Here is a 23,348-nt window from a genome sequence, read left to right as displayed (position 1 = left end):
CAGAAGTCGTCCGCCCCTCCGTATCCCCCATTGACGCATTGAATGAAATATCGGGGGGTTTCTTTATCATGTCGCGTAAATTGCTTTGTTCTGCCAGCCTGATGTCGACCGCTATGGTGGCGGTGATAATGACGCCGTCCATCGCCATGGCGCAAGATGCGGTGCCGCAGATCTCTGACGATGCCGGATCGGCCATCGTCGTGACCGGATCGCGCGGTCAGCAGCGCACCGTGGTCGATAGCCCGACGCCGATCGACGTCATTTCCGGCGCAGATCTGGAACGTACCGGCAAGGCAGGCGTCTTTTCCGCGCTCAACACGCTGGTGCCAAGCTTCAACCTGCCTGTGCGCGCAGGCGGCGCCACATCGACCGTCATCGCGACCGGCGGTCTGCGAGGATTGAATCCCGACCAGACGCTGATCCTGGTGAACGGAAAGCGCCGCCACAAGACCTCGCTTATCAATGCGGTATCGACGCTCTATAACGGTTCGGTGCCGTCCGATATGGACATGATCCCGGTGGCGGCGATCGATCATATCGAAGTGCTGCGCGATGGCGCCGCCGCGCAATATGGCTCCGACGCCATCGCCGGCGTCATCAACATCATCCTGAAGGACGATGCGAAAGGCGGTTCGGCATCGATTACCGCCGGACAGAATTTCGATCGTTCGGACGGCGAAAATTATCAGGCGGGCCTGAACATCGGCACGAAGCTGGGGGAGAACGGCTTTGTCAATTTCTCGCTCAACCTCAAAAAGCAGCAGATGTCGAACCGCTCCCTGCCGCTGGCGGACTGCACCGTGCGCGCGACAACGACTTGCCTCTACCCGCTGGTGGGCGGCGCGCTCGATCCCAGGGATGCGGCGGCCGTGGGAACGGAGCGGATCGTGAACATCAGCTATGGCGTCATGCCGTCACGCAGCATCAACACCGCCCTCAATGCCGGTTATGATCTGGGCGACGTTCAGCTATACGCCTTCGGCACTTACAGCCAGCGCCGGTCGGACCTCTGGTATTCCTATCGCTATCCCAAGGACGTCAACAACGTCATGGGCATCTTCCCCAATGGCTTTCGTCCCCATGTCATGATCGACGAGGAAGATTTCGAATTCACCGTGGGCGCCAAGGGGCTGATCGCCGGATGGGATTGGGATTTCAGCACAGGTTATGGCCGCAATCGGGCGCGCCAATCCTCGGAAGGCACGCTCAATCCGACGCTCGGCCTGCTCAGCCCGACCGAATTCTATATCGGCACGCTTAAATCTTCCGAATTCGTCACCTCGCTCGATGTGACGCGCGGCTATGATGTGGGCGGCGGCAACCTTCAGGTGTCGGGTGGCGCGCAGCATCGTCACGAACGCTATCAGACCTTCGCCGGCGATCCGGCGAGCTATGCGATCGGATCGTTCATCACCCCGGGCATGACACCGGGCGCGCAAAGCTCCGCCGGGTTCCAGCCTGACGACGCTGCCTATATGTCGCGCGACAATGCGGCGATCTATGCCGACATCGTATGGGACCCCAGCAAGGATTTGACGATCGGGGCGGCCACGCGTTTCGAACATTATAATGACGACAGTGGCAATACGCTGATCTGGAAGGTGAACGGTCGTTATGCCGCGACCCCATGGCTGGCATTCCGAGCGGCGGCCAATACCGGCTTCCGGGCGCCCGCCGTGGCACAGCAAATCTATACGCAGACGACCAATCAGTTCCGCACCGTCAATGGCGTTGCCAACCAGCTGCTTCAGATCAAGACGCTGGCCGTTGACTCCCCGGCTGCCATCGCCCTGGGCGCTGAGCCGCTGAAGCCCGAAAAATCCTTCAATATCTCAGGTGGTATCGTTCTGACGCCCATGCGCAATCTCAACCTGACGATCGATGCCTACCAGATCAATGTGGACGGCCGTATTTCGGTTACCAGCACGCTGACGGGTACGCTGATTTCCAACATCCTGATCGCCAATGGCATCCCCAGCAACATCAGCGCCCAATATTATACCAACGCCATCGACACGCGCACCCGCGGCATTGACGTGGTCGCATCCTATAAGCACGGCCTGTTCGATATCGGTCAGATGCAGTGGAACCTGGGCTATAACTACAACAAGACGGTCATCACCGACATCATTCCCAACCCCACGGCCTTGACCGCGCTCAGCACGGAATTGTTCGACCGCAGTCGGCGTAGCAATCTGACAAGCAATCTTCCGCTTACGAAACTTTCGATCAGCAATGTTGCCACCGTCGGCGATTTTGCCGTGTCCACGCGTGTCACACGCTATGGTGCCATGGACCTTAAGGGCAATGGCGTGGTCGCCAATGGCGTCACGACCTTTCCCAATGACCGCTATTATGGGGCGAAGTGGATAACGGATCTTGAAGTGACGTGGCAGATCACGCCTGTAGTCAATCTTGCCGTGGGATCCAACAACCTGTTCAACGTCTATCCCGACCCGCGCGGCGAAGTCAGCCCGACCCTGGGTCAGGGCCTGTATCCGGGGACGGCACCCTACGGATTTACCGGCGGATCCTATTATGCGCGGGTTGGCGTGAATTTCTGATGCGGGTGCGAACAAGGAGAACAACCATGCGACCAATTTTAATGGGTCTGCTTCTGGCAGGCAGCGCGCTGGCTACGCAGGCATCGACAGCGGCGCCATCGGCATCGGCCAAATGGGGCGGCGGGGAAATTCTCTGGGACAGTTTCGGTGTCCCCCATATCTACGCCAAAACGGAAGAAGGCGGCTTCTATGGCTTTGGCTACGCGCAGGCGCAAAGCCACGGCAATCTGCTGCTGCACATGTATGGCGAATCCCGTGCCCGTGCGGCCGAATATTGGGGCGAGAAATACGACGCCCAGGATAAGTGGCTGGTCGCAAACGATGTGCCCGCGCGTTCGGCCCTGTGGTTCAAGCAGCAGACCCCCCAGATGCAGAAGGATCTAAACGCCTTCGCTGCCGGGGTGAACGCCTATGCCGCCGCCTTCCCGGACAAGATCGATCCGGCGGTGCGCGTCGTGCTGCCGCTCACTGGCGTTGACATCATCGCCCATGCGCAGCGACTGATGAACTTTGGCTATATCGCATCCGATCGAAAGGTCCTGGCAGATCCCACGATCAACGAAGCGGGCGGGTCGAACGCCTGGGCGGTGGCGCCCTCCCGCTCCGCCAATGGCAAGGCGATGCTGCTCGCTAACCCCCATCTGCCCTGGGCGCCCAGCCAGCTCACCTATTATGAGGCGCAGATCACGGCGCCGGGCTTGGCGGTCTATGGCGCGACGCAGGTCGGGCTGCCGGTGCTGCGCTTTGCGTTCAACAACGATTTGGGGTTCACCAACACCGTCAACACCATGCAGGGCTTCACCAATTATAAGCTGACCCTGGCGGACGGTGGCTACAGCTTCGATGGCAAGGTGCTGCCGTTCAAGTCGGTCAGCAAAAGCTACAAGGTCAAGCAGGCGGACGGATCGCTCAAGACCGTTACGTTCGAACAGAAGAGCACGGTCCATGGCCCGGTCTTCACTTTGCCCGACGGCAAGACGACGATCGCTGTCAAGGTGGCGGGCCTCGACAGGCCCGGCGTGCTGGAACAATATCTGGAAATGGGCAAGGCGCGCACCTGGGCGACCTTTGAAAAGGCGCTGCGCAAGATGCAGGTGGTGATGTTCAACATCATCTATGCAGATCGCGCCGGCCATATCCTCTATCTCGACAACGGCCTGCTGCCCAAGCATCCCGATGGCGATCTCAAATATTGGAGCGGCCTGGTGCCGGGCGATACGTCGAAGACGCTGTGGAAGGATGTCCATAGCTATGACGACATGCCCAAGGTGCTCGATCCGGCCAGCGGCTTTGTGCAGAATGCCAATGATCCGCCATGGCTCGCGACCTGGCCGCGCCAGCTCGATCCCAACGCTTTCCCGGCCTATGTCGCGCCAGTCGGTCCCGTCAGCCAGCGCGCCCAGATGTCGGTCAAACTGATGACCGGCAAGGACAAGATGAGCTTCGACGATTTCGTCGAACGCAAGCTGACCACGACGTCGCTGATGGCGGAACGGATGATCCCCGATCTGGTGGCCGCCGCCGCCGGATCCACCGATCCCGACATTCGGACCGCCGTCAATTTGCTCAACGGCTGGGACCGCAAGTTTGAGGCGGACAGCAAGGGGGCGTTGCTGTTCGAGACCTGGGCGGCGCTGTTTGCACCCAAGAATTTCACCGATCAGTCCAATTACGCCGTGAAGTGGACGCTGGATGATCCGCTCCAGACTCCCCGCGGCCTGAAGGATCCGGCCGCTGCCGTCGCAATGCTCAAAACTGCGGTCGCCAAGACAAAATCGCTCTATGGCGCCGTCGATCGTCCCTATGGCGATGTGTCGCGCTTCCACTTGGGCGATGTCAGCCTCCCGGCCAATGGTGGTTTTGGCAACACCGGCGTTTTCCGTACCATCACCTGGGGACCGATGAAGAATGGCGAGCGCACGCCCGCCCACGGCGAAACCTGGGTATCGATGGTCGAGTTCGGCACGCCGATGAAAGCGGTGGGTATGATGAGCTACGGCAACAGCAGCCAGCCGGGATCGAAACATAACAGCGACCAGCTGAAATTCCTCGCCGACAAGAGTTTCCGGACGCTTTGGATTGACCGGAAGGATGTCCAGGCACATGTCGAAGAAGTAACGAAATTCTGATGTAAACGGATTGGGTGCTCGCTCGTGTGTATTTAAGCACATGAGCGAGTATATCTTCTTCTGATATGCGTGTGTGATCCGAAGTTAAGGCGAGCGGTATCGGCAGGTGAGCTTGATGGCTGGTTTTGCGAAACTGCCAGGGATCAAGGATGTGGACCGATACCACTCGCTAAAACATTGTCGAAGCAGATGGCATCATCTGCTGGCTCGGATTATGCTCCAGCGCCCGCATGACGCAATTGAAGCCTTTCTCCTCAGCCACACAATGACCTGCTCAGGTCACTCCCCTCAACTCGCCCCTCCGATCGCGCCGGGCGTCAGGATCAGGGTGAGGAGAATGAGGGCAAGGCCGATATAGCCCCAGGCGCCCATGCCGCGCCAGGCGAGCGTCACGCCGGCCGTTTGAGATCGCGACGATTTGGCCAGCCGCATCGCGTAGATCATCGTGCCGGTGACAGACATGGCAGTCAGCATGACGCCGAACAGGAACCAGATGACTTTCGTCCACAGACCTCCGAACGTGCCGAAATGCAGAGGATCTGCCATCTCGGAAATACGCTGATGGACGTTCAAGCTACGCCCGTCCAATTGCGCGACGACTTGTGACGTTGCAGGATCGACGGCGATCGCGCTGGCGCGGTCGCGCACCAGCCAGGCGGACGACTGTCCCAGAAAAATAACGCCATTGTCCGGCGTGAACCGGATTTCCCGGATGTCGAGATCAGGATCGGTTTTGCGCGCTATGGCGACCAGCCGATCCAGTGTGACACCGGTGGGCACCGTACTGGCCGCCACCTCCGGCAATGGGGGGACTTTGGCGTTTCCTCCCAATGTCTCGACCAGATACCACAGGCCGGTCAGGGCGATGAGCGCCACGAACCACAGGCTCCACAAGCCCATGAGGCGATGCAGATCGCCGGTCATCCGCCGACCATCCCCGCCGCGTGGCGCTCGGAAAAAGCCGCGCCACCATTTCTTGTAGGTGACGATGCCCGAAACCAGCGATACCGCAAGCAACAGGGCGAGCGAACAGACGATCGGTATGCCGATCTTCGTTGGCAGCATCAGGTGGCGATGGGCCTGTCGCAGAAAGCGATGGACATTGGCCCAGCCATGCCGGCCTGTAACCTTGGCCGTCCATGGGTCGACATAGACACGGTCGGGCGCGCCTGTGCCGCGGCTGACCCAGGCTTCGACCGTGAACCAGGGATCGATCGGCGCATAGAGCGTCTGGAGTCGGGCATCCGGTGCCGCGCTGGCCGCCGCCTGCGCCCATGCCCCCCATGACGCGACCGGTTCCGACCGGGGCGACACCTGCATGGCAGGCGTCACCAGCCAGTCGATTTCATGCGCGAATACGGCGAAGGTGCCGGTCGCCAGGATGAAGGTCAGAAAGATCGACAGTTTCAGGCCGATCCAGCTATGCACCACCCACCAGAGCGAACGGCCCTTCTTTCCTTCCGCCTTGGCCATGATCAGAATTGGAAGCGGAGTTCGGCCAGAAATGTCCGCGGTTCGCCCGGGAAATGCCCGCTCTGCGCCGAAAAGCCCGATGCGGCGTAGACCTTGTCGAACATATTATCGACGCGCAGCAGCAGTTCGGCAAAGCCAAGCCCCTTGGTGATCGAGGCGTCGAAGATCGTATAGGGTTTTACGGTCTGCCCAGACAGGCTGATGCGCTTCGACACATGTTCCCCGCCAACCGCAAAGGCCGCGTCGATCGCGGGCACCTGATAGCGGGTCCAGAAGCCGACCTTATGTTTTGGCGCATTGGCGAAGCGGTTGCCCACCGCATTGGTGATCGCCTGTCCCGCGATCGTGCCGGTGATCTTCGTATCATTATAGCCATAATTGACCAACGCCACCCAATTGGGGGTAATGTCGGTCGATAGATCGATCTCGAAGCCCTTGCTCGTTACCTCACCGATCGGCCGCAGCTGATCCTGCCCGTTGACTGGCGGCAGGCTGGCGTCGGCTTGCAGGATGTTCTTGCGCACGATGCGATAGGCCGCCAGGTTCGCTTGCAGCCTGCCGTCGAACAGATCGGTCTTGATCCCGCCTTCGAACTGATCCCCGGTGACAGGCGCGAAGGGACCGCCGACATCGCCATTCTGGCTCGCCGCCGTTTGCGGCTCGAAGCTTTGCGACCAGCTCAGATAGAGGGAAACGTCCTTGCGCGGCTTGTAAATAGCCCCGGTTCGAAACGTGACATCGTCATCCTTGTAAGAGGCGGCATTGACCACGCGATCTGAAAATTTGTCGTACCGAACCCCGCCCACCAGCATGAAGGCGTCGCTCAGGCTGACCTGATCCTGGAGATAGGCGCCCTTGCGCTTCGTGCGGGTGTCGGTGACTGTGAAAGGCAGCAGCGCCGCGCGGGCCACATCCCGTGCGCTGTTGGTATAGACCGGATTGCTGAGGCTGAGCGGCGTCACGCCCGCCCGCAGGATGCGCGAATTGAGCAGGCTCGTTTCGTCATACCAGTCCGCACCGGTCTGGAACTTGTGCTCCATGCCGAGCAGGTCGACCCGCGCGGTCAGGTTCGCGGAGAAGGAAAGGCCGTCGACATCACGAATCTGGTCGCGAAACTCGCGCGCGACCAGATCGGTGCTGCCAGCCACCAAACCGCGCGGTTCGTGATATTGCTGCGTTTCGGTCGCCTTGAAATAGCGCACACCTGCGTCGAACGTGATCCGGTCCCCGATCGCGGTCGCGTAACGCGCCTGATAGGCCTGCGATTTCAAATGCAGAAAGTCGGTTGGCTCGTTCGCATTCCAGCGAATGTCAGTGCGGAAAGTACCGTCATCCTTCGTCAACACGCCGCGCAGGCGATTGCCCTGCAAGTCATTGTCATAGACCGTCGCCTGCACAGTCAGCTTGCCGCCTTCATTGGTCTTGATGGCGATGCCGCCATCGCCGATCAGCGACACGTTCTTCGTATTGCGGCGATAGGGATTCATCGCCTCGTAAAAGCCCCCCAGCCGGTAGGTGACGATGCCGTCCTTGTCGATCGGGCCGGTCGCTTCGGCGGATATCCCACGACGGTCGTAGTTACCGGCGGTCGCCACCATGCGCATCGACGTCTCGTCCCCCGGCACCTTCGACACATAGTTGATGATGCCGCCGGGCGATCCGGGACCGAAGAACAGGCCCGCCGGCCCTTTCAATACTTCCACACGTTCGATGTTGAACAATTGCGGCACGGAAAAGCCGATGAACGGATTGCCCCGCATCCCGTCATAGAAGGACTGGTCCTGGCGAAAGCCGCGGAAGGTGACACCGGCATAGCTGAAGAAGCTGACGCCCGAAATATTGCGATAGATATCGGTGGCGTCGCGCGCACCCTGATCGGCGAACAGGTCCTTGTTGATGACCTGCAACGCCTGCGGAATGTTCAGCGGGTCTTCGGCGGTCTTGCCGACCGTGGTGGTTTCGGTCCGATAGAGCCGCTGCGCGCGGCCAGTGACGACGATCTGGTCGCCTTCGGCCATTGCGGCATTGGGCACGACATCGGGCGCTTCCTGCGCAAAAGCCATGGACGCACAGAATGTGGCAGACGCAAACAGCATCGCGCGAAAAGTGAACAAAACAATCCCCATTTAATCGCTAATGATAGCGATTCGCGATAGAGGCTCCGGATCGATGCGGCAAGCTGCTAAATATGATTTTGGGTTATCCAGAACGACAGGCAAGTCGATCTCAGGACCGCGCCCGTGCCGTACCTCTTGGTCCACTTGCATTTCCGGCAAGGGCAGGGCACCCCGCCCGGATGCACACGGAGAATGATCTGGAAACCACCCTGCTAGGCCCGGTTCTTTCAAACCGCACGTGCGGCGACTGCACGGTTTGTTGCACCATTCTCACCGTGGATACGCCTGATTTCAAAAAGCCGGCCGAAACGCCTTGCACGCATTTGTCCAACCAAGGATGCAGCATCCATGCCGTCCGTCCGCACATTTGCCGGACCTGGTTTTGCGCCTGGCGCAGGATCGCGGACCTGCCCGAAGCGTCCCGTCCAGACCGATCCGGCATTTTGGTGTCGCTTGATTTCGTCCGGGAGCCGCGCAATTGCTTCGAAGGCGTGTCGATCATGGTCCGCTTGCTCCCCGGCAGCGAAGCGATTGCCAATGGCATGGCTGGCGCCGTTCTCGACAGGCTTTGCGATCAGTTGGTGCCCGTGTGGTTCACCGACGGATCGAAGAAGATGCTGATGCACCCCGATGCCAGCGTTGCGAGCCTCGTCTTATCGGGCGGTGCCGCGCCCGCCCATTTGCTATCCGAGGTGACGGCCTGGCGAGAGCGCTATGCCGCGTTCGCGACGAAAGACTAGCCGAGGGCAGAGGGTTTGAACCCGTGGCAACGGCAAGTGGCAAACCCGATATAGTCCCATAATAAATAAGACTATGTTGATCCACATCATGGCGCCCGCCTGCCATACGCGATTACATGAACGCGACCCCCTCACTCATAAACATGCGTAAGAAGTTTCCGGCCATTTTATCATGCGTCGTCAACGCTTGCTTAACGACTCCAGTAGACCTTCACGATGGGGAAGTTCGAGGCGAAGATTTTGTTACGCATACAGAACATTATACTGGAGATGATCGCGAAGGGAGAAGGGATTCACGACACGGCCGATCGGCTGTGTCGTGAAGCGGAAGCGATCGTGCCCAACATGGCCTGTTCGATCCTGACGGTGGATCGCGCCGGTCGCCTGCATACCCTGGCCGCCCCGTCTCTGCCCGACAGCTATTCTTCGGTACTGGAGGGGGTGGCGATCGGGCCGACTGCCGGTTCCTGTGGAACCGCTGCCTATCTGCACGAATCCGTGACCGTGGAAGATATAGCGAGCGATCCGCTCTGGGACGATTACCGCCACCTCATCCTGCCGCTTGGTTATCGGGCCTGCTGGTCGACCCCGATCATCGACGGGGGCGGCACCATATTGGGCACGTTCGCCTTTTATTATCGCCAGTGCCGCGGACCGTCGGCGGCGGAACGGGATCTGGTGGACGCCTGCATCCATCTGTGCGTGATCGCCCTCGAACGCCATGACCGGGTGCTGGAACGTGAACGGATGGCGCATGCCGACGGCTTGACGGGCCTGGCCAACCGGGCTTGCTTCAATGCCGCGCTCGACGCGCTCGACTGCACCCAGGCCGGGGCCTGGGCCTTGCTCGCCATCGATCTCGACAATCTGAAGGTCGTGAACGACACATTCGGCCATCATGCCGGCGATATCTTGCTCAGGACGGTGGCGTCCCGGCTCGCCGATGCGGCGGCGCCCGATCGCGCCTTCCGCCTGGGCGGCGACGAATTTGCCGTCATCGTCCACGCCCCGTCCAATCTCTACGATATGGAGGGGTATGCCAACGCCATATTGGAACGGCTGATCCCACCGGTCGAATGCGCCGGACATACGCTTTATCCCCGCGCGACCATGGGCGGCGCGATCCTGTCGCCGACAGACCACCTGCCCGACAATGTCCGTCAAAATGCCGACTACGCACTCTATCATGCCAAGGAAACCGGGCGCGGCGGCTTCGTGCGCTACTGGCCGGGTCTGGGCACGTCGATCACCCAGCGCCTTTCGGCGATCCAGGCCGTGGGCGCCGCGCTCAAGGACGGGCGCATCGATGCCTATTATCAACCGGTGCTGCGGCTCGACACCGGCGAAATCGTCGGCGTGGAAGCGCTGTGCCGGATGACCACGACCGAAGGCCGCGTCTGTTCTGCGGCCGAATTTTACGAAGCGACCACGGATGCGACGATTGCACGCATCCTGACCGATACGATGCTGGCGAAGGTCGCGCGCGACGTGCGCGACTGGCTCGCCATGGGCATGGCGTTCCAGCATGTCGGCCTGAACGTCTCTTCGGCCGACTTCTATCGCCCCGTCCCGCTGCACGAGCATCTAAGCGCCGGTTTCGCCAAGGAGGGCGTGCCGCTGCACCATCTGATCGTCGAAGTGACGGAGGGCGTCTATCTGGACGATCGCGACAACAGCATCGGACAACAGATCGAAGCGATGCGCCATCATGGGTTGAAGGTCGCGCTCGATGATTTCGGCACCGGCTTCGCGTCCCTCACCCATTTACTCACGGTCCCGGTGGACATCATCAAGATCGACAAATCCTTCGTCGCGCGGCTGGTACGCGGCGGCGCCAGCGCGGCGATCATAGAAGGCCTGTCGCTCATCGCGAACAAACTCGGCATGCGGCTGCTGGCCGAAGGGATCGAACAGGAAGCGCAGGCCCGCCAATTATGTGATTTCGGGTGCATCATTGGCCAGGGCTTTCTCTATTCCCCTGCCGTTCACCGTGCCGAAATGACCGATTTGCTTTTGCATTATGCGCAAGGGACAGGCCGATCGCTGCGCGCTGCGGCGCATCGATCCTCATCTTCACCCGCCATGGCGTTGCGTGGCCGCGCGGGTTAGGCGCTACACCTGATCATCTCAGTGCAGCGCCAGCCGCACCGGCACCGATTTCGCCGCCGGAACATGGCTCTCTGCGGCATGATGTTCCAGCGAGATCAGCATATTGCACTCGGGATAATAGGCCCCCATGCACCCGCGCGGAATATCATAGGGCGTCACGATCAACCCGTCGCGTCGGCGCAGCACGCCATCGCCGGCATCGCTTTCCAGTGCGACGATCTGACCCTGGGCCAGGCCATGCGCCGCTATGTCGTCGGCGTGCATGAACAGGACGTCGCGTGTGCCATCCACACCGCGAAACCGGTCATAATAGCCATAGATGGTCGTATTGAACTGGTCGTTCGACCGCAGCGTCATTAGCCGGAAGCGTCCATCGGCCGCCTCGAAACCCGTGGCGCATAGCCCGGTCGGGGCCAGAAACTCCGCCTTGCCGCTCGGCGTCATCCACACGCGCTCGGCCGCCTTGTTCCCTTTCCAAAATCCGCCGGGGGTGAACAGGCGCGCATTGAAATCCTTGAATATCTCGGGATAGGTCGCCTCGATCGCATCGCGCACCAGACTATAATCGTCGACCCAGCCGCTCCAGTCGACCAGAGGATTGGGGGGCAGCAGCGCCTGCGCGATACCCGCCACGATCGCCGGTTCGGACAGGAGATGCGGACTGGCGGGCGTCGCCTTGCCGACCGATCCATGGATGCAACTGCTCGAATCCTCGACCGACACCGCCTGCGGGCCGCTTGCCTGCATGTCGCGCTCGATCCGGCCCAGGCACGGCAGCAAATAGGTCTTGCGCGCCGGGATCAGGTGATTGCGGTTGAGCTTGGTCGCGATCTGCACCGACAATTCCAGCCGGGGCCAGGCTTCCTCCATCGCGGCCGTCTCGGGCACGGCGCGCAGGAAGTTGCCGCCCAGCGACAGGAACGCCTTGACCGATCCGTCGATCACACCGCGACAACTGCCGACGGTGTCCAGCCCCATCTCGCGGGGGGGCGCGAAGCCATATTGTTCCGCCAGCCTGTCTAGCGGCGCCAGTTCAGGCTTTTCGGTGATGCCGACCGTCCTCTGGCCCTGGACATTGCTGTGGCCGCGAACCGGCGTCGGCCCGGCGCCGGGCTTGCCGATATTCCCGCGCAGCAGCAGCAGATTCATTACCATGCGGACATTTTCGACGCCCTCCACATGTTGCGTCAGCCCCATGCCGTAAATCGCCAGCACCGCCTTCGACCGGGCGTAGACCTGCGCTGCCGCCTCCAGGTCGGCGCGCGACAGGCCGCTTTCCTCCTCGATCGCCAGCCAGTCCGCCTGCCGGACCGCGCTCAGGAAATCGTCGACGCCATGGGTATGCTGATCGATGAAGTCATGATCCAGAACAGCGGTGCTGCCAGCGACCTTTGCCGCATCGTCCCATTCCACCAGATATTTGGCGATGCCCATCATCGCGGCAATGTCGCCGCCCGCCTTCACCTGATGATATTGGGTCGATATGCCCGTCTCTTTCAGCGTCACCATCTCGATCGGGTCTTGCGGGTCGGTGAAGCGTTCCAGCCCGCGCTCCCGCAACGGATTGAAGGTCACGATTTCCACGCCACGCTTCCGCGCGGCGCGCAGGTCATGCAGCATGCGCGGTGCGTTCGACCCGACATTCTGCCCGAAGAAGAAAATCGCGTCGCACTGCTCGAAATCCTGGAGCCGGGTCGTACCGACGGGCACCCCGATCGCCGACTTCAATCCGACCGATGTCGATTCATGGCACATATTCGAACTGTCGGGCAGATTCTGGCTGCCATAAAGCCGCGCCATCAAACCGTACATATAACTGGTTTCCAGGCTTGCCCGTCCCGACGCGTAGAAGACCACGGATGTGGGATCGAGCGGCCTCAGCGTCGCGCCGATATCGACAAAGGCCTCGGCCCAGGACACGGCGACATATTTGTCGGTGGTGGCATCATAGCGCATCGGATGGGTCAACCGCCCATGCTGCTCCAGATCATAGTCGCGCCAACCCCGCAATTCGCTCAGACTATACTGCTGGAAGAACTCAGGCGTCGTGCGCAGCGACGTCAATTCCCAGGCGGTCGCCTTCGCACCTTCCTCGCAGAATTCCGCAGGATGGTGATTGGCCGGTTTGGGCCATCCGCAACTGACGCAGGCGAACCCATGCGGCTTATTCTGTCGCGCCAGTTCGCGCAGCGTTTCCGGACCCACTTTTTCGCGCGGCAGGATTTCGGCCAGCGACCGGACCGACCCCCAACCGCCCGCCGGGCCTTTGAAGGGGGTGACATCCGGCTTATCCGATCGTTGCTTGGTCATGCCAGAGGAACGGGCGAACAGCCGGATTGTTCATGGGAAGCAGAGGGAAATGCAACGGAATATGGGGCACAACTGACGGCCTTTGCCAATCGGGCAGAGCAATCGACGGGGTTAGTCAATGCTGCTTTGCAGCATGACCGGATTTTTCCCCTGCTTTCCGCATCATATGCCCCGGATAGTCGCTTCTGACCCGATCGGGCAAGCTATTGGATGACGTCCCAACAGGGGCAGGCCCCATGATGAAGATATATCGAGATCAGTTGAAGATATATCGAGATATAGCCTTTAGGAACGATATGTCAGGTAGATTATCGCGCGAATGGTCCGCACAGGCCGCGCAATTCATCTGTCGTATGAAACTGAATAAGTCATTGAAATATCGAAATATATACTCACTCAGAGACGAAATCGTAAAAACGCCCACAACTGTCCATTTCGGTGTTCGCAACGGCGTTCCCGTGCAGACTGCGCAGACGCCTGCATCCCGCGCACAGACAATGGGGCGGCGCCTATGAGAGCATTATTTCCCACCGGCCCTTGTTCGCCAGCCTCCATCTGCCATATTGTGCAATGCAGCAAAGACATGAGGGCAGCACGAGCAGCGGGGGCGGCTTTTAACATTCGGAGATCATGACGTGAGAAAGCTATCCGCGACCATTGCCCAACTCGCAGCCATGCGGACGGTCGGGATGGCGTCCGTCGCGAACCATCCGGACAGGCTTCAGGATCTCCAGGAATTCGGCTCCAACCCCGGTGCGTTGAAGGCGAAGACCTATGTTCCAGAAACGCGCAAGGCTCGTCCTGCGCTGGTAGTGGTCCTGCATGGCTGCACGCAAACGGCAGGCGGCTATGATCATGGATCGGGCTGGTCGCGGCTCGCCGACGATCATGGCTTCATTCTGCTGTTTCCCGAACAGCAGCGCGCGAACAATCCCAATCTGTGCTTCAATTGGTTTTCGAGGGAGGACATCACCCGCGACCGGGGCGAGGCGCTGTCCATTCGCCAGATGATCGCCACCATGGTCGATACCCGTGCCATAGACCCGTCCCGGATTTTCGTGACCGGCTTGTCGGCGGGCGGCGCCATGGCCGCCGCGCTGCTGGCGACCTATCCCGAGCTGTTTGCCGGAGGCGCGATCATCGCCGGCCTGCCTTATGGCAGCGCGTCCAACATCCCCGAAGCGCTGCAAGCCATGCGCGATCCGGGCAAACATAGCGGCACCGAACTGGGCGACCGCGTGCGGCGCGCTTCGCCGCATGTCGGACCCTGGCCGGGCATCGCCATCTGGCACGGCACGGCCGATGCGACCGTGACCAGCAGCAATGCCGATGCCAGCCTCGCGCAATGGCTGTCCGTCCATGGCCTGGACGACAAGCCGAACGCGACGGAAACGGTCAGCGGCCACCAGCATCGCATCTGGACGAACGCGACCGGACGACCGGTCGTGGAGGATTATCGTATCGCCAATCTGGGTCATGGCACGCCGCTGGCCACGACGGGTGAGGACGCCTGTGGCAACGCCATGCCCCATATGCTGGAGGCTGGCATTTCCTCCACCCGTCGGATCGCCGCGGCCTGGGGCCTGTTGGCGGATACCGAAAGCCATGCCGCACCGCGCCGCATGGAAAGCCCGCCATTGCGTGCCGTCGCCCCGAAAGCGCCCACGCGACCCATCCATGATGATCCGACGCCAGCGTCGTTGCCGAAGACCCGCGTCCAGAAAGTCATCGAGGACGCACTTCGCAGCGCAGGCTTGATGCGCTGATTCAGCAAGGGAAGGGCGTTCGCACAGCGCTGCCGTTCACGACCAAGGGCCACGGCCCGTCACAATCGGCGCTGCGCTATGGTGACCGAACCGTGGCGTCCTGTTGACTTTCATCCGGTCTTGACGCATATGGGCGAGGCTTGACGTCGTTTGTGACGGAATTGTTCCTTTCCGGATACGTCTTCCTCTCTCGCGCTTTCAACCCCGCTCGCATTTTTGCTGGCGGTACTCTGCCTTTGAGAAGGGAAACATCCGGTGCCGTCGGGCATCTCGTCGTTCGTCGTGCCAACTTAAGGCTATGCTGTCCTCGCGGCTTCAGATCGCAATCGGACAGAGTGCAGCCCGTTGGCCGTAGCGACGTACAAGCATCACCCAGTTGCTCGGGAATTGGCCTTACAGCCGCCACATCCTTGGCTGACCCGGCCCGGCCCCACAGTCAATCCGCGCCATCATGGCGCAGTTCACTTCAATATCGCGCGCTCAGTTGTGCGCATCAGGATCTCTATGCATTTCAATACCGCTTATACCACCATATCTTCCAACCCATCCGCCACGATCACAAAGATCCAGCGCGCGCCCCATCGGCATGCGCCGACAGGCGTCCTGCCGCTCCGCGAGTTGCGCCGTATCGTGGCTGAAATGCTCGGCTAAGGCGTCATGCACGCGCAGCGATGCGTTCTCCTGCATCCTGGCTGAATCAGGCAGGGGCGTTGATCTTTATGTGACGAAGCGCTTCCAGGATCGGCGGCGCTTCGGTCCGCACCAGCCAGTCGGGGCTGACGTCCGCAAAGCGGACGATCCGCTGCTGATCGATGATGATGACGGCAGGCTGGGGGAATTCCGCAGTGCCCGTGCCGGTCAGTTCGCCGATCCATCCTTCGCTCTGCGGCTCCTCCGGCACGACATCGCGGTCGAAGGTGATACCAAAACGCCGGGCCAGACTATTGTCGCGATCATGGGCGACCGTGTAGCGCAAACCATGTCGGTCCCGAATGGCCCCTAATCCCTTTTCGGGTAGATGCGGGCTGATCGCCACCAGAGCAGTGCCGCTCCCGGCGACGTGCGGCCACAGGTTGCGCTCATAATAGGGCAGGGCGAGATTGCAGGCCGGGCAACCGGCATAGCGAAAGAAGATCAATATGGCGGGGCCATCCGCCAACAATCGATCCAGCGTGACATGGTCACCATCGGCATCCGCCAGCGTGAAAGCCTCGACCCGATCGCCGGGCTTGATGACTTTTGCCGGATCGAAATCCGCGACCAGCCGCCTGCGTCGGTCGACATTGCTCGCAAGTTGCTCTGGCGCCCAGGTCCGCACCCGTTCGGCATGCAGTGCCTCAAATTGTTCGGTTAGGCTTTCGGTCTGGGTGTCTGCCATGACATCGTCTCCGTAAATTAGGACGTTGTGTCGTTTGCGCCGTCGTAAGAATTGGATAGCACGACGTAGCGCTGCGCTGCCGTCTCTCCGTCATCCCGCAACCATGGTCCTCATCCGCCTAGTTGCAGGGACCGTCTCAGGATGAAGCCGTCGTGCGTTCATGATCACGTCCCGTTGGGCTGAATAACGGCTCGACCAATAGCCAAGCGGCGCGACGCTGAATAACGACGTCTTCTCATAGGGCTATTGATGCTGCTGATGTAGGAAGTGGACGTTGAGGGTGCTCCCCTATGAGCCGAGCAGTGCTGTGCGATACATTCGAAATCGCTGGACGGCATGGCGGCGCGAACACCCGCGACCGCATTTTCCGGAAATAAAAATACGTATGTGGTTGGCAAAAAGATTTCTTCTTTTATGGGCATTGGGTAGAGCCACGCGATTGAAACGATAAACATCAGGTCACGGAGCCAAGATACCGCGCTATCGAACCGGATAGTGACGATCGAATAAAAGGGAGGATGAGGGTTTGAGAATTGGCGCCCCAAAAGAAATTGTCCAAGGCGAATTGCGCGTCGCGCTGACGCCCGATAGCGCTCTACAATTGCAGAAGCTGGGCCATATATGCCTTGTCGAGAGCGGCGCAGGCAAGGCGGCCGGCTTCGACGATGACAGCTATCGCGCCGCTGGCGTGCAGGTGGTTTCAACCGCTGGAGAATTGTGGGCCGCGTCTGACGTCATCGTCAAGGTGCGTCCACCCGAAGCAGAAGAGGCTGCCCGGCTCCAACGGGGCAAGTCCCTCATTTCCTTTTTCTATCCTGGACAGCGCGGCGAAGAATTGGCTGCGGTCAGCGCGACCGGCGCCAATGTGCTGGCGATGGACATGGTGCCGCGCATCTCGCGCGCGCAAAAGATGGATGCGCTGTCCTCGATGGCGAACATCACGGGCTATCGCGCCGTGATCGAGGCGGGCGCCAATTTCGGCCGCTTCTTCACAGGCCAGGTGACCGCAGCGGGCAAGGTGCCCCCGGCCCGTGTTCTGGTGATTGGCGCCGGCGTCGCGGGGCTGGCCGCGATCGGCGCGGCCACATCGCTCGGCGCGATCACGCTGGCCTTCGACGTGCGGCCCGAAGTCGCCGAACAGATCGAATCGATGGGCGCGCAATTCGTCTATCTCGATTTTTCGGAAGAACAGCAGGATGGCGCGGCGACCGGTGGCTATGCCGCCCCGTCCAGCCCCGAATTTCGCGCGGCACAACTCAAGAAGTTCCGCGAGTTGGCGCCCAATGTCGATATCGTCATTTCCACCGCGCTCATTCCGGGCGCGACGCCCCCGTCCTGTGGACGAAGGACATGGTCGAGGCCATGCGCCCGGGATCGGTCATCGTCGATCTGGCGGCCGAACGCGGCGGTAACTGCGAGTTGACGGTGGCGGATCAGAAGATCGTGTCCCCCAACGGCGTCACCATCATCGGCTATACCGACTTCCCCAGCCGGATGGCGGCACAGTCGAGTTCGCTTTACGCCAGCAATATCCGCCACATGCTGTTCGACCTGACGCCGGGCAAGGATGGCGTGATCGTCCATAATATGGAGGATGACGTGATCCGCGGCGCGACCATCGCCTTTGAAGGTGCGGTCAGCTTTCCGCCGCCGCCGCCCAAGATCAAGGCGATCGCCGCCCAGAAGCCCAAACCCAAGGCGGAGGAACTGACCCCCGAACAGAAACGGGCGAAGGACGTCGCCGCCTTCAAGGCGCAGACCCGTTCGCAGGTCACGACTTTGATCGTCGCCGCGATCGTATTGATCGCCGTCGGCGCCGTGGCGCCCGCCAGCTTCATGGGCCATTTCACGGTCTTCGTGCTGGCCTGTTTCGTCGGTTTCCAGGTAATCTGGAATGTCAGCCATTCTCTGCATACGCCGCTGATGGCGGTGACGAATGCGATTTCGGGGATCGTCGTTGTGGGCGCCATGCTTCAGGTCGGATCGTCCAGCACGATCGTGCTGGTTCTGGCGACGATCTCGATCCTGATCGCGTCGATCAATATCGTTGGCGGCTTCCTGGTCACGCGCCGGATGCTGGCCATGTTCCAGCGGTCCTAAGGGGGTAGATTTCATGTTCGATACCGGTGTGGTGTCCGCAGCCTATCTCTGTGCCGCGGTCCTTTTCATTCTGTCGCTGGGCGGCCTTTCCAACCAGGAAAGCGCCAAGCGCGCCGTTTGGTACGGCATTACCGGCATGGCCCTGGCCGTGTTGGCCACCCTCTTTGGCCCCGGCGCGGCCAATCTGCCGATCGTGGTCGGCACCTTCGCCGTCGCCGCCGTCATCGGCTGGATCGTCGCGATGCGGGTGCAGATGACCGAAATGCCCCAGCTTGTCGCTGCGTTGCACAGCTTCGTGGGGCTGGCGGCCGTATTCATCGGCTTCAACGCGCATTTCGAACTGGAAACGGTGAACGCGCTCGATCCTGCCGCCCGCGAAGCGCTGACCGGCTTTGCCGGCCTGCTCGCGCACAAGACGCCGGTGGAAATCAACATCCTCAAGGTCGAGGAATTTCTGGGCATCTTCATCGGTGCGGTCACCTTCACCGGGTCGATCGTCGCCTTCGGCAAGCTTGCGGGCAAGCTGGACGGCAAGGCGAAGAAACTGCCCGGCGGCCATGTCCTCAACGCCTCGGCGCTGCTGGCCTCGCTGGTGCTGCTGGTGATGTATGTCGGCAATATCGGCGTGGAGGGCCGCGAACTGACCGTCCTGCTCGCCATGGCGGCGCTGGCGCTGTTCATCGGCTTCCACCTCGTCATGGGGATTGGCGGCGCGGACATGCCCGTCGTCGTCTCGATGCTCAACAGCTATTCCGGCTGGGCGGCGGCCGCGATCGGCTTCACCCTGGGCAACGATCTGCTGATCGTCACCGGCGCGCTGGTCGGCTCGTCGGGCGCGATCCTGAGCTATATCATGTGCAAGGCGATGAACCGTTCCTTCGTGTCGGTGATCCTGGGCGGCTTCGGTGGCACGACTGGCCCGGCGGCGGAGATCGAAGGCGAGCAGGTCGCGATCGACGCGGACGGCGTGGCGTCGGCGCTCAACGATGCGGACAGCGTCATCATCGTACCGGGCTATGGCATGGCGGTGGCGCAGGCGCAGCAGAGCGTCAGCGAACTGACCCGCAAGCTGCGGGCCGCTGGCAAGACTGTTCGCTTCGCCATCCACCCCGTCGCAGGCCGCTTGCCGGGGCACATGAACGTGCTGCTGGCCGAAGCGAAGGTGCCCTACGACATCGTGCTGGAAATGGACGAGATCAACGACGACTTCCCTTCGACCGACGTGGTGATCGTCATCGGGTCGAACGATATCGTCAATCCGGCCGCGCAGGATGATCCGAACTCGCCCATCGCGGGCATGCCGGTGCTGGAAGTGTGGAAGGCAAAGCAGGTCTTCGTGTCGAAGCGGGGGCAGGGCACGGGTTATTCCGGCATCGAAAACCCGCTTTTCTACAAGGACAATACGCGGATGTTCTATGGCGATGCCAAGGTCGCGGTGGACAGTCTATTGGGGAAATTGACCTGATATCTTCGCGCAATCGCAATGCACGAAGGGGCTGGCGGACATATCCGCCAGCCCCTTCGTGTCTGGACCTCAAATCAGGTCAGGCACGGATAAAATGATAGTCGCCCGACCCTATTTCGATATGCACGATATCCGCATGCGGTCGCGATACGCTGAAGTCAGGATGGCCTTCCACTCTGTGCCCTGCTTCGGTCCACTGTCCAGCGGGCAGCTCGACCAACGCCGTGCAATTGGCCGGGATGGTGACGGTCAGGCTGGATAGACCTGCCGCATCGCCTTCGACCTTCGTCGCGATAAGGCCCGTGATCGCTTCATACCGCGCCGACACATCGCCCGCCTCCTTAAACCACAGGGGTTTGATATCGACCCGCCTAAATCCCGGCGCGGCAGGCGCAATGCCCGCGAGGCGGCGATAAAAGAAGCCGACCACCGCGCCGAATGCATAGTGATTATAGCTGTTCATCGACAGATCGCCGACATCCCCGTTCCAGCGCTCCCACACCGTGGTCGCGCCGACGCTGGGCATGTAGCCCCAGGACGGATAGGCGGTCTGGAGCAGAAGCCCAACGACCTCTTCCCATGCGCCTGCCTTCGCCAGCACGTCGAGCAGATAGGGCGTGCCCAGGAACCCGGTCGACAATGTCATGCCGCGATCGCGGATATCCTGCGCCAACAGGTGCGCTGCCGCCGCCCGCTGGCCTTGCGGCACCAGACCCATATAGAGAGCCAGCACCTGGCTGCACTGGCTGCCATTGCCCGCTTTCCCATCACCGTCGATGAGTTCGGCGGCAAAGGCTTTCCCAATCTCCGCGCGTAGCGCCTCGTACCGCGCGGCGTCTCCGTCACGGCCCGTCGCGCGCGCCATGTCGGCCATCAACTGCGCGCTATAGGCCCAATAGGCGGTCGCACACAGGATGCGCGGCGTCGTTTCGTCATCGGGCTGGATCGCATCGACGGACAACCAATCGCCCAGGTCCAGCCCCCGGTCATTCCGCCAGATATGATCGGGATTGTCCCGCGCGACGAACGCCATCCATCCTTCCATCGCATCCCAATTTTCATCGATGACGGCGGTATCGCCATAGCGCTGCCACAACCCATGGGGCAGGATGATGCCCGCCTCGCTCCATCCCGCCGTCACGACATCGGGGAAGGAAAGAGGTTGCGGTACGACGATGGGATAGGCGCCGTCGGGCCGCTGCGCTGCCCGCGCTTCCAGCAGGAAGCGACGGATGAAGGGATCGACCTCCATGTTGAACGCGGCGGCGTCCAGGAAAACCTGAATATCCCCCATCCACCCCATACGCTCGTCGCGCTGGGGACAGTCGGTGGGAACGGCAAAGAAATTGGACCGCTGGCTCCATAGCGCATTGTCCCAGATGCGCTGGAGGAGGGGCGAGGCGAAGTCCATCGTGCCGGTTTCGCGGCAGTCGCTATGGACGACGATGCCCTCGATATCGTCCAGCGTGGGTGTACCAGGATACCCCTCCACCTCGACATAGCGAAACCCATGATAGGTAAATTGCGGCGCGAACGTCTCGCCTGCCGCGTCGCCGCGCAGAATGACATGATCGGTGCATGCGGCCCTGCGCAGGTTGGACTGGTCGGCCGTACCATCGGGATTGAGCAGTTCGGCAAAGCGCAGGGTGATGCAGCGTCCCGCTTGCCCCTTGGCATATAGCTTCACCCATCCCGGCATATTCTGGCCGAAATCGAACACGAAGCGGCCAGGCGCAGGTTCGGTGACCGACAAAGCGCGCATGGTGCGGGTCGCGCGCAGCGGCGGCGCTGTCTGGGCGATCAACTGCGCCGGTGGCGTCGCACCGATACGGACTGTCCGCCACGCGCTGTCGTCGAAACCGGGCAGATCCCAGCCGGGCTGTTCCTGCCGCGCATCATATGTCTCGCCGCCATAGATGTCGGACTCCAGGATCGGACTACCGCCGATCCGCCAGTCGCTCCCGGTCTTGACCCAGTCGCTCGATCCGTCGGCATAATCGATGCGCAACTGCGCCAGCAACCGGCGCGGCGCAGGCCCGAATCCATAGCGCTCCATGCGCCAACCAAAAGCGCCAGCATAAAAGCCATCCGCCACGGTGAAGGCCAGCGCATTGAGGCCTTCCTGCAGCAGCGGCGTCACATCATGGCATTGGTAGAGGATATGGCTCTTGGCGACACTGATTTCTGGCGCCAGCACATGGTTCGATACCGGCTGCCCGTTGATCCGCGCTGCATACGTCCCCAGCGCCGTAGCATAAAGACGCGCCTCCACCACGGGACCGCGCGCATCGAATTCGGTGCGCAACCGGATCGCCGGTTCCTTGGGGCGTGGGTCGCCCTGCGCGTGCGAACCCGATGCCTGGGCAGCGTCCCAATCGGCAGCGTCATAGTCTGCGGTGGTCCAGTCTTCTGGCGGATCGGTCTTCACCCGCCATTGCGGCCCGCTCACCAGCCTCTCAATGTCACCATTGCCGCGATTTAGCCGGATCAGGGCGGCCATAGCCCCGCCATCGACGGGAAAGAAGCCGCTGGTGTCCGCCGACGCCAGCAGGCAGAGGCTGTTACGCCCGGGCCTTACCTGCCCCTCAGTCGGCAGCAGCGTCCCCCAATAGACAAGATCGGGAAGCGCGGCGGGTTCGCCGTTCAACCAGACGCCCAGCAGATTGTCCTTCGCGGCGATCAGTATCTCCGCGTCGATCAGGTCGGCGGGCGCATCGAAATCCAGCCGAAAGCCATGGAGCCGCGGATCGAGCGGATCGGCGCTCCATATCCATTGCAGCCCCGCCGCGCGATCGGCGGCCGCCCCCTCGTCCTCCGCCTCGATCCAGCTTGCCCGCCAATCCTCCGGAGCGATCAACCCGCCTTCGAACCAGCTGCGTTCCGATCGTGCCCGCCGACCCCGATTGTCGCTAATCTCGACATCCCACCAGATGCGCTGCATCGACTGGAGCGGGGGGGCGCCATAGGTGATGTCGAAACAGGCGTCGCTGTCCACAACGCCGCTGTCCCACAGCAGCGTTTCGCCATCGGCGTCGGCGCTCGCCCGAATGCGATAGCTCGCTTGCATGACGCCCCGGCCCTCGCTTTCCAGACGCCAGGACAGGCGCGGATGCCGAACCTCCATCCCCAAAGGTTCGACCAGATAATCCGCGCGCAGATCCAGGACATGCAAGGCATTGGGGGTGGTCATGCTGTGG

At 61.3% G+C, this 23,348-nt stretch carries 13 protein-coding genes and 1 pseudogene; 9 read left to right on the top strand and 5 right to left on the bottom strand.

Annotation, left to right across the window (positions count from 1 at the left end; genetic code table 11):
* Positions 1 to 128 precede the first annotated feature (128 nt).
* Both U5A82_RS02470 and U5A82_RS02465 read left to right on the top strand, forming a co-directional pair.
* A complete protein-coding gene (locus U5A82_RS02470; RefSeq protein ID WP_326288390.1) occupies positions 129 to 2,564 on the top strand; it encodes a TonB-dependent receptor plug domain-containing protein in 2,436 nt (811 codons plus the stop codon).
* 26 nt (positions 2,565 to 2,590) lie between these two features.
* A complete protein-coding gene (locus tag U5A82_RS02465; protein WP_326288388.1) occupies positions 2,591 to 4,693 on the top strand; it encodes an acylase in 2,103 nt (700 codons plus the stop codon).
* A gap of 288 nt (positions 4,694 to 4,981) precedes the next feature.
* On the opposite strand, the gene U5A82_RS02460 is transcribed toward U5A82_RS02465, so the two are convergent.
* Together U5A82_RS02460 and U5A82_RS02455 are read right to left on the bottom strand one after the other, a co-directional pair.
* The gene (locus U5A82_RS02460; RefSeq protein WP_326288386.1) at positions 4,982 to 6,166 is read right to left on the bottom strand and encodes a PepSY-associated TM helix domain-containing protein; all 1,185 of its coding nucleotides are present in this window, start codon (positions 6,164 to 6,166) and stop codon (positions 4,982 to 4,984) included.
* Positions 6,167 to 6,168: 2 nt separating this feature from the next.
* Complete coding sequence (locus U5A82_RS02455) at positions 6,169 to 8,229, bottom strand: TonB-dependent siderophore receptor (protein ID WP_326288384.1); 2,061 nt, start codon at positions 8,227 to 8,229, stop codon at positions 6,169 to 6,171.
* A gap of 233 nt (positions 8,230 to 8,462) precedes the next feature.
* Between U5A82_RS02455 and U5A82_RS02450 the strand changes: the two genes are divergently transcribed.
* Both U5A82_RS02450 and U5A82_RS02445 read left to right on the top strand, forming a co-directional pair.
* On the top strand, positions 8,463 to 9,023 hold the full coding sequence (locus U5A82_RS02450; RefSeq protein ID WP_326288382.1) for a YkgJ family cysteine cluster protein: 561 nt from the start codon (positions 8,463 to 8,465) through the stop codon (positions 9,021 to 9,023).
* A gap of 270 nt (positions 9,024 to 9,293) precedes the next feature.
* Positions 9,294 to 11,132 (top strand): sensor domain-containing phosphodiesterase, encoded by a 1,839-nt coding sequence (locus tag U5A82_RS02445; protein ID WP_326288380.1) that lies wholly within the window; start codon positions 9,294 to 9,296, stop codon positions 11,130 to 11,132.
* Positions 11,133 to 11,150: 18 nt separating this feature from the next.
* Here U5A82_RS02445 and U5A82_RS02440 read toward each other — a convergent pair whose 3' ends face one another.
* Complete coding sequence (locus tag U5A82_RS02440; RefSeq protein ID WP_326288378.1) at positions 11,151 to 13,442, bottom strand: FdhF/YdeP family oxidoreductase; 2,292 nt, start codon at positions 13,440 to 13,442, stop codon at positions 11,151 to 11,153.
* 635 nt (positions 13,443 to 14,077) lie between these two features.
* On the opposite strand from U5A82_RS02440, the gene U5A82_RS02435 reads away from it, so the two are divergent.
* Together U5A82_RS02435 and U5A82_RS02430 are read left to right on the top strand one after the other, a co-directional pair.
* Positions 14,078 to 15,208: an extracellular catalytic domain type 1 short-chain-length polyhydroxyalkanoate depolymerase gene (locus tag U5A82_RS02435; RefSeq protein WP_326288376.1), complete on the top strand. Its 1,131-nt coding sequence runs from the start codon at positions 14,078 to 14,080 to the stop codon at positions 15,206 to 15,208.
* 504 nt (positions 15,209 to 15,712) lie between these two features.
* Positions 15,713 to 15,859: a hypothetical protein gene (locus tag U5A82_RS02430; protein WP_326288374.1), complete on the top strand. Its 147-nt coding sequence runs from the start codon at positions 15,713 to 15,715 to the stop codon at positions 15,857 to 15,859.
* A gap of 46 nt (positions 15,860 to 15,905) precedes the next feature.
* Here U5A82_RS02430 and U5A82_RS02425 read toward each other — a convergent pair whose 3' ends face one another.
* Positions 15,906 to 16,586, bottom strand: coding sequence for a peroxiredoxin-like family protein (locus U5A82_RS02425; RefSeq protein WP_326288372.1), 681 nt, complete (start codon positions 16,584 to 16,586; stop codon positions 15,906 to 15,908).
* Between the two features lie 526 nt (positions 16,587 to 17,112).
* On the opposite strand from U5A82_RS02425, the pseudogene U5A82_RS02420 reads away from it, so the two are divergent.
* From U5A82_RS02420 to U5A82_RS02405, 3 genes and pseudogenes are all read left to right on the top strand, one after another.
* A pseudogene (locus U5A82_RS02420) lies at positions 17,113 to 18,167 on the top strand (Re/Si-specific NAD(P)(+) transhydrogenase subunit alpha); the annotation flags it as partial.
* Between the two features lie 255 nt (positions 18,168 to 18,422).
* Positions 18,423 to 18,686, top strand: coding sequence for a proton-translocating transhydrogenase family protein (locus U5A82_RS02410; RefSeq protein WP_326288780.1), 264 nt, complete (start codon positions 18,423 to 18,425; stop codon positions 18,684 to 18,686).
* 13 nt (positions 18,687 to 18,699) lie between these two features.
* Positions 18,700 to 20,151 (top strand): NAD(P)(+) transhydrogenase (Re/Si-specific) subunit beta, encoded by a 1,452-nt coding sequence (locus U5A82_RS02405; protein WP_326288368.1) that lies wholly within the window; start codon positions 18,700 to 18,702, stop codon positions 20,149 to 20,151.
* Positions 20,152 to 20,230: 79 nt separating this feature from the next.
* Here U5A82_RS02405 and U5A82_RS02400 read toward each other — a convergent pair whose 3' ends face one another.
* Positions 20,231 to 23,341: an alpha-L-rhamnosidase gene (locus U5A82_RS02400; RefSeq protein WP_326288367.1), complete on the bottom strand. Its 3,111-nt coding sequence runs from the start codon at positions 23,339 to 23,341 to the stop codon at positions 20,231 to 20,233.
* Between the last annotated feature and the right edge of the window lie 7 nt (positions 23,342 to 23,348).

It is taken from the genome of Sphingobium sp. CR2-8, from assembly GCF_035818615.1.
GTDB lineage: Bacteria > Pseudomonadota > Alphaproteobacteria > Sphingomonadales > Sphingomonadaceae > Sphingobium.
The sequence above is the reverse complement of the archived record's forward strand: the minus strand, read 5'-3'. Positions and strand labels throughout refer to the sequence as shown.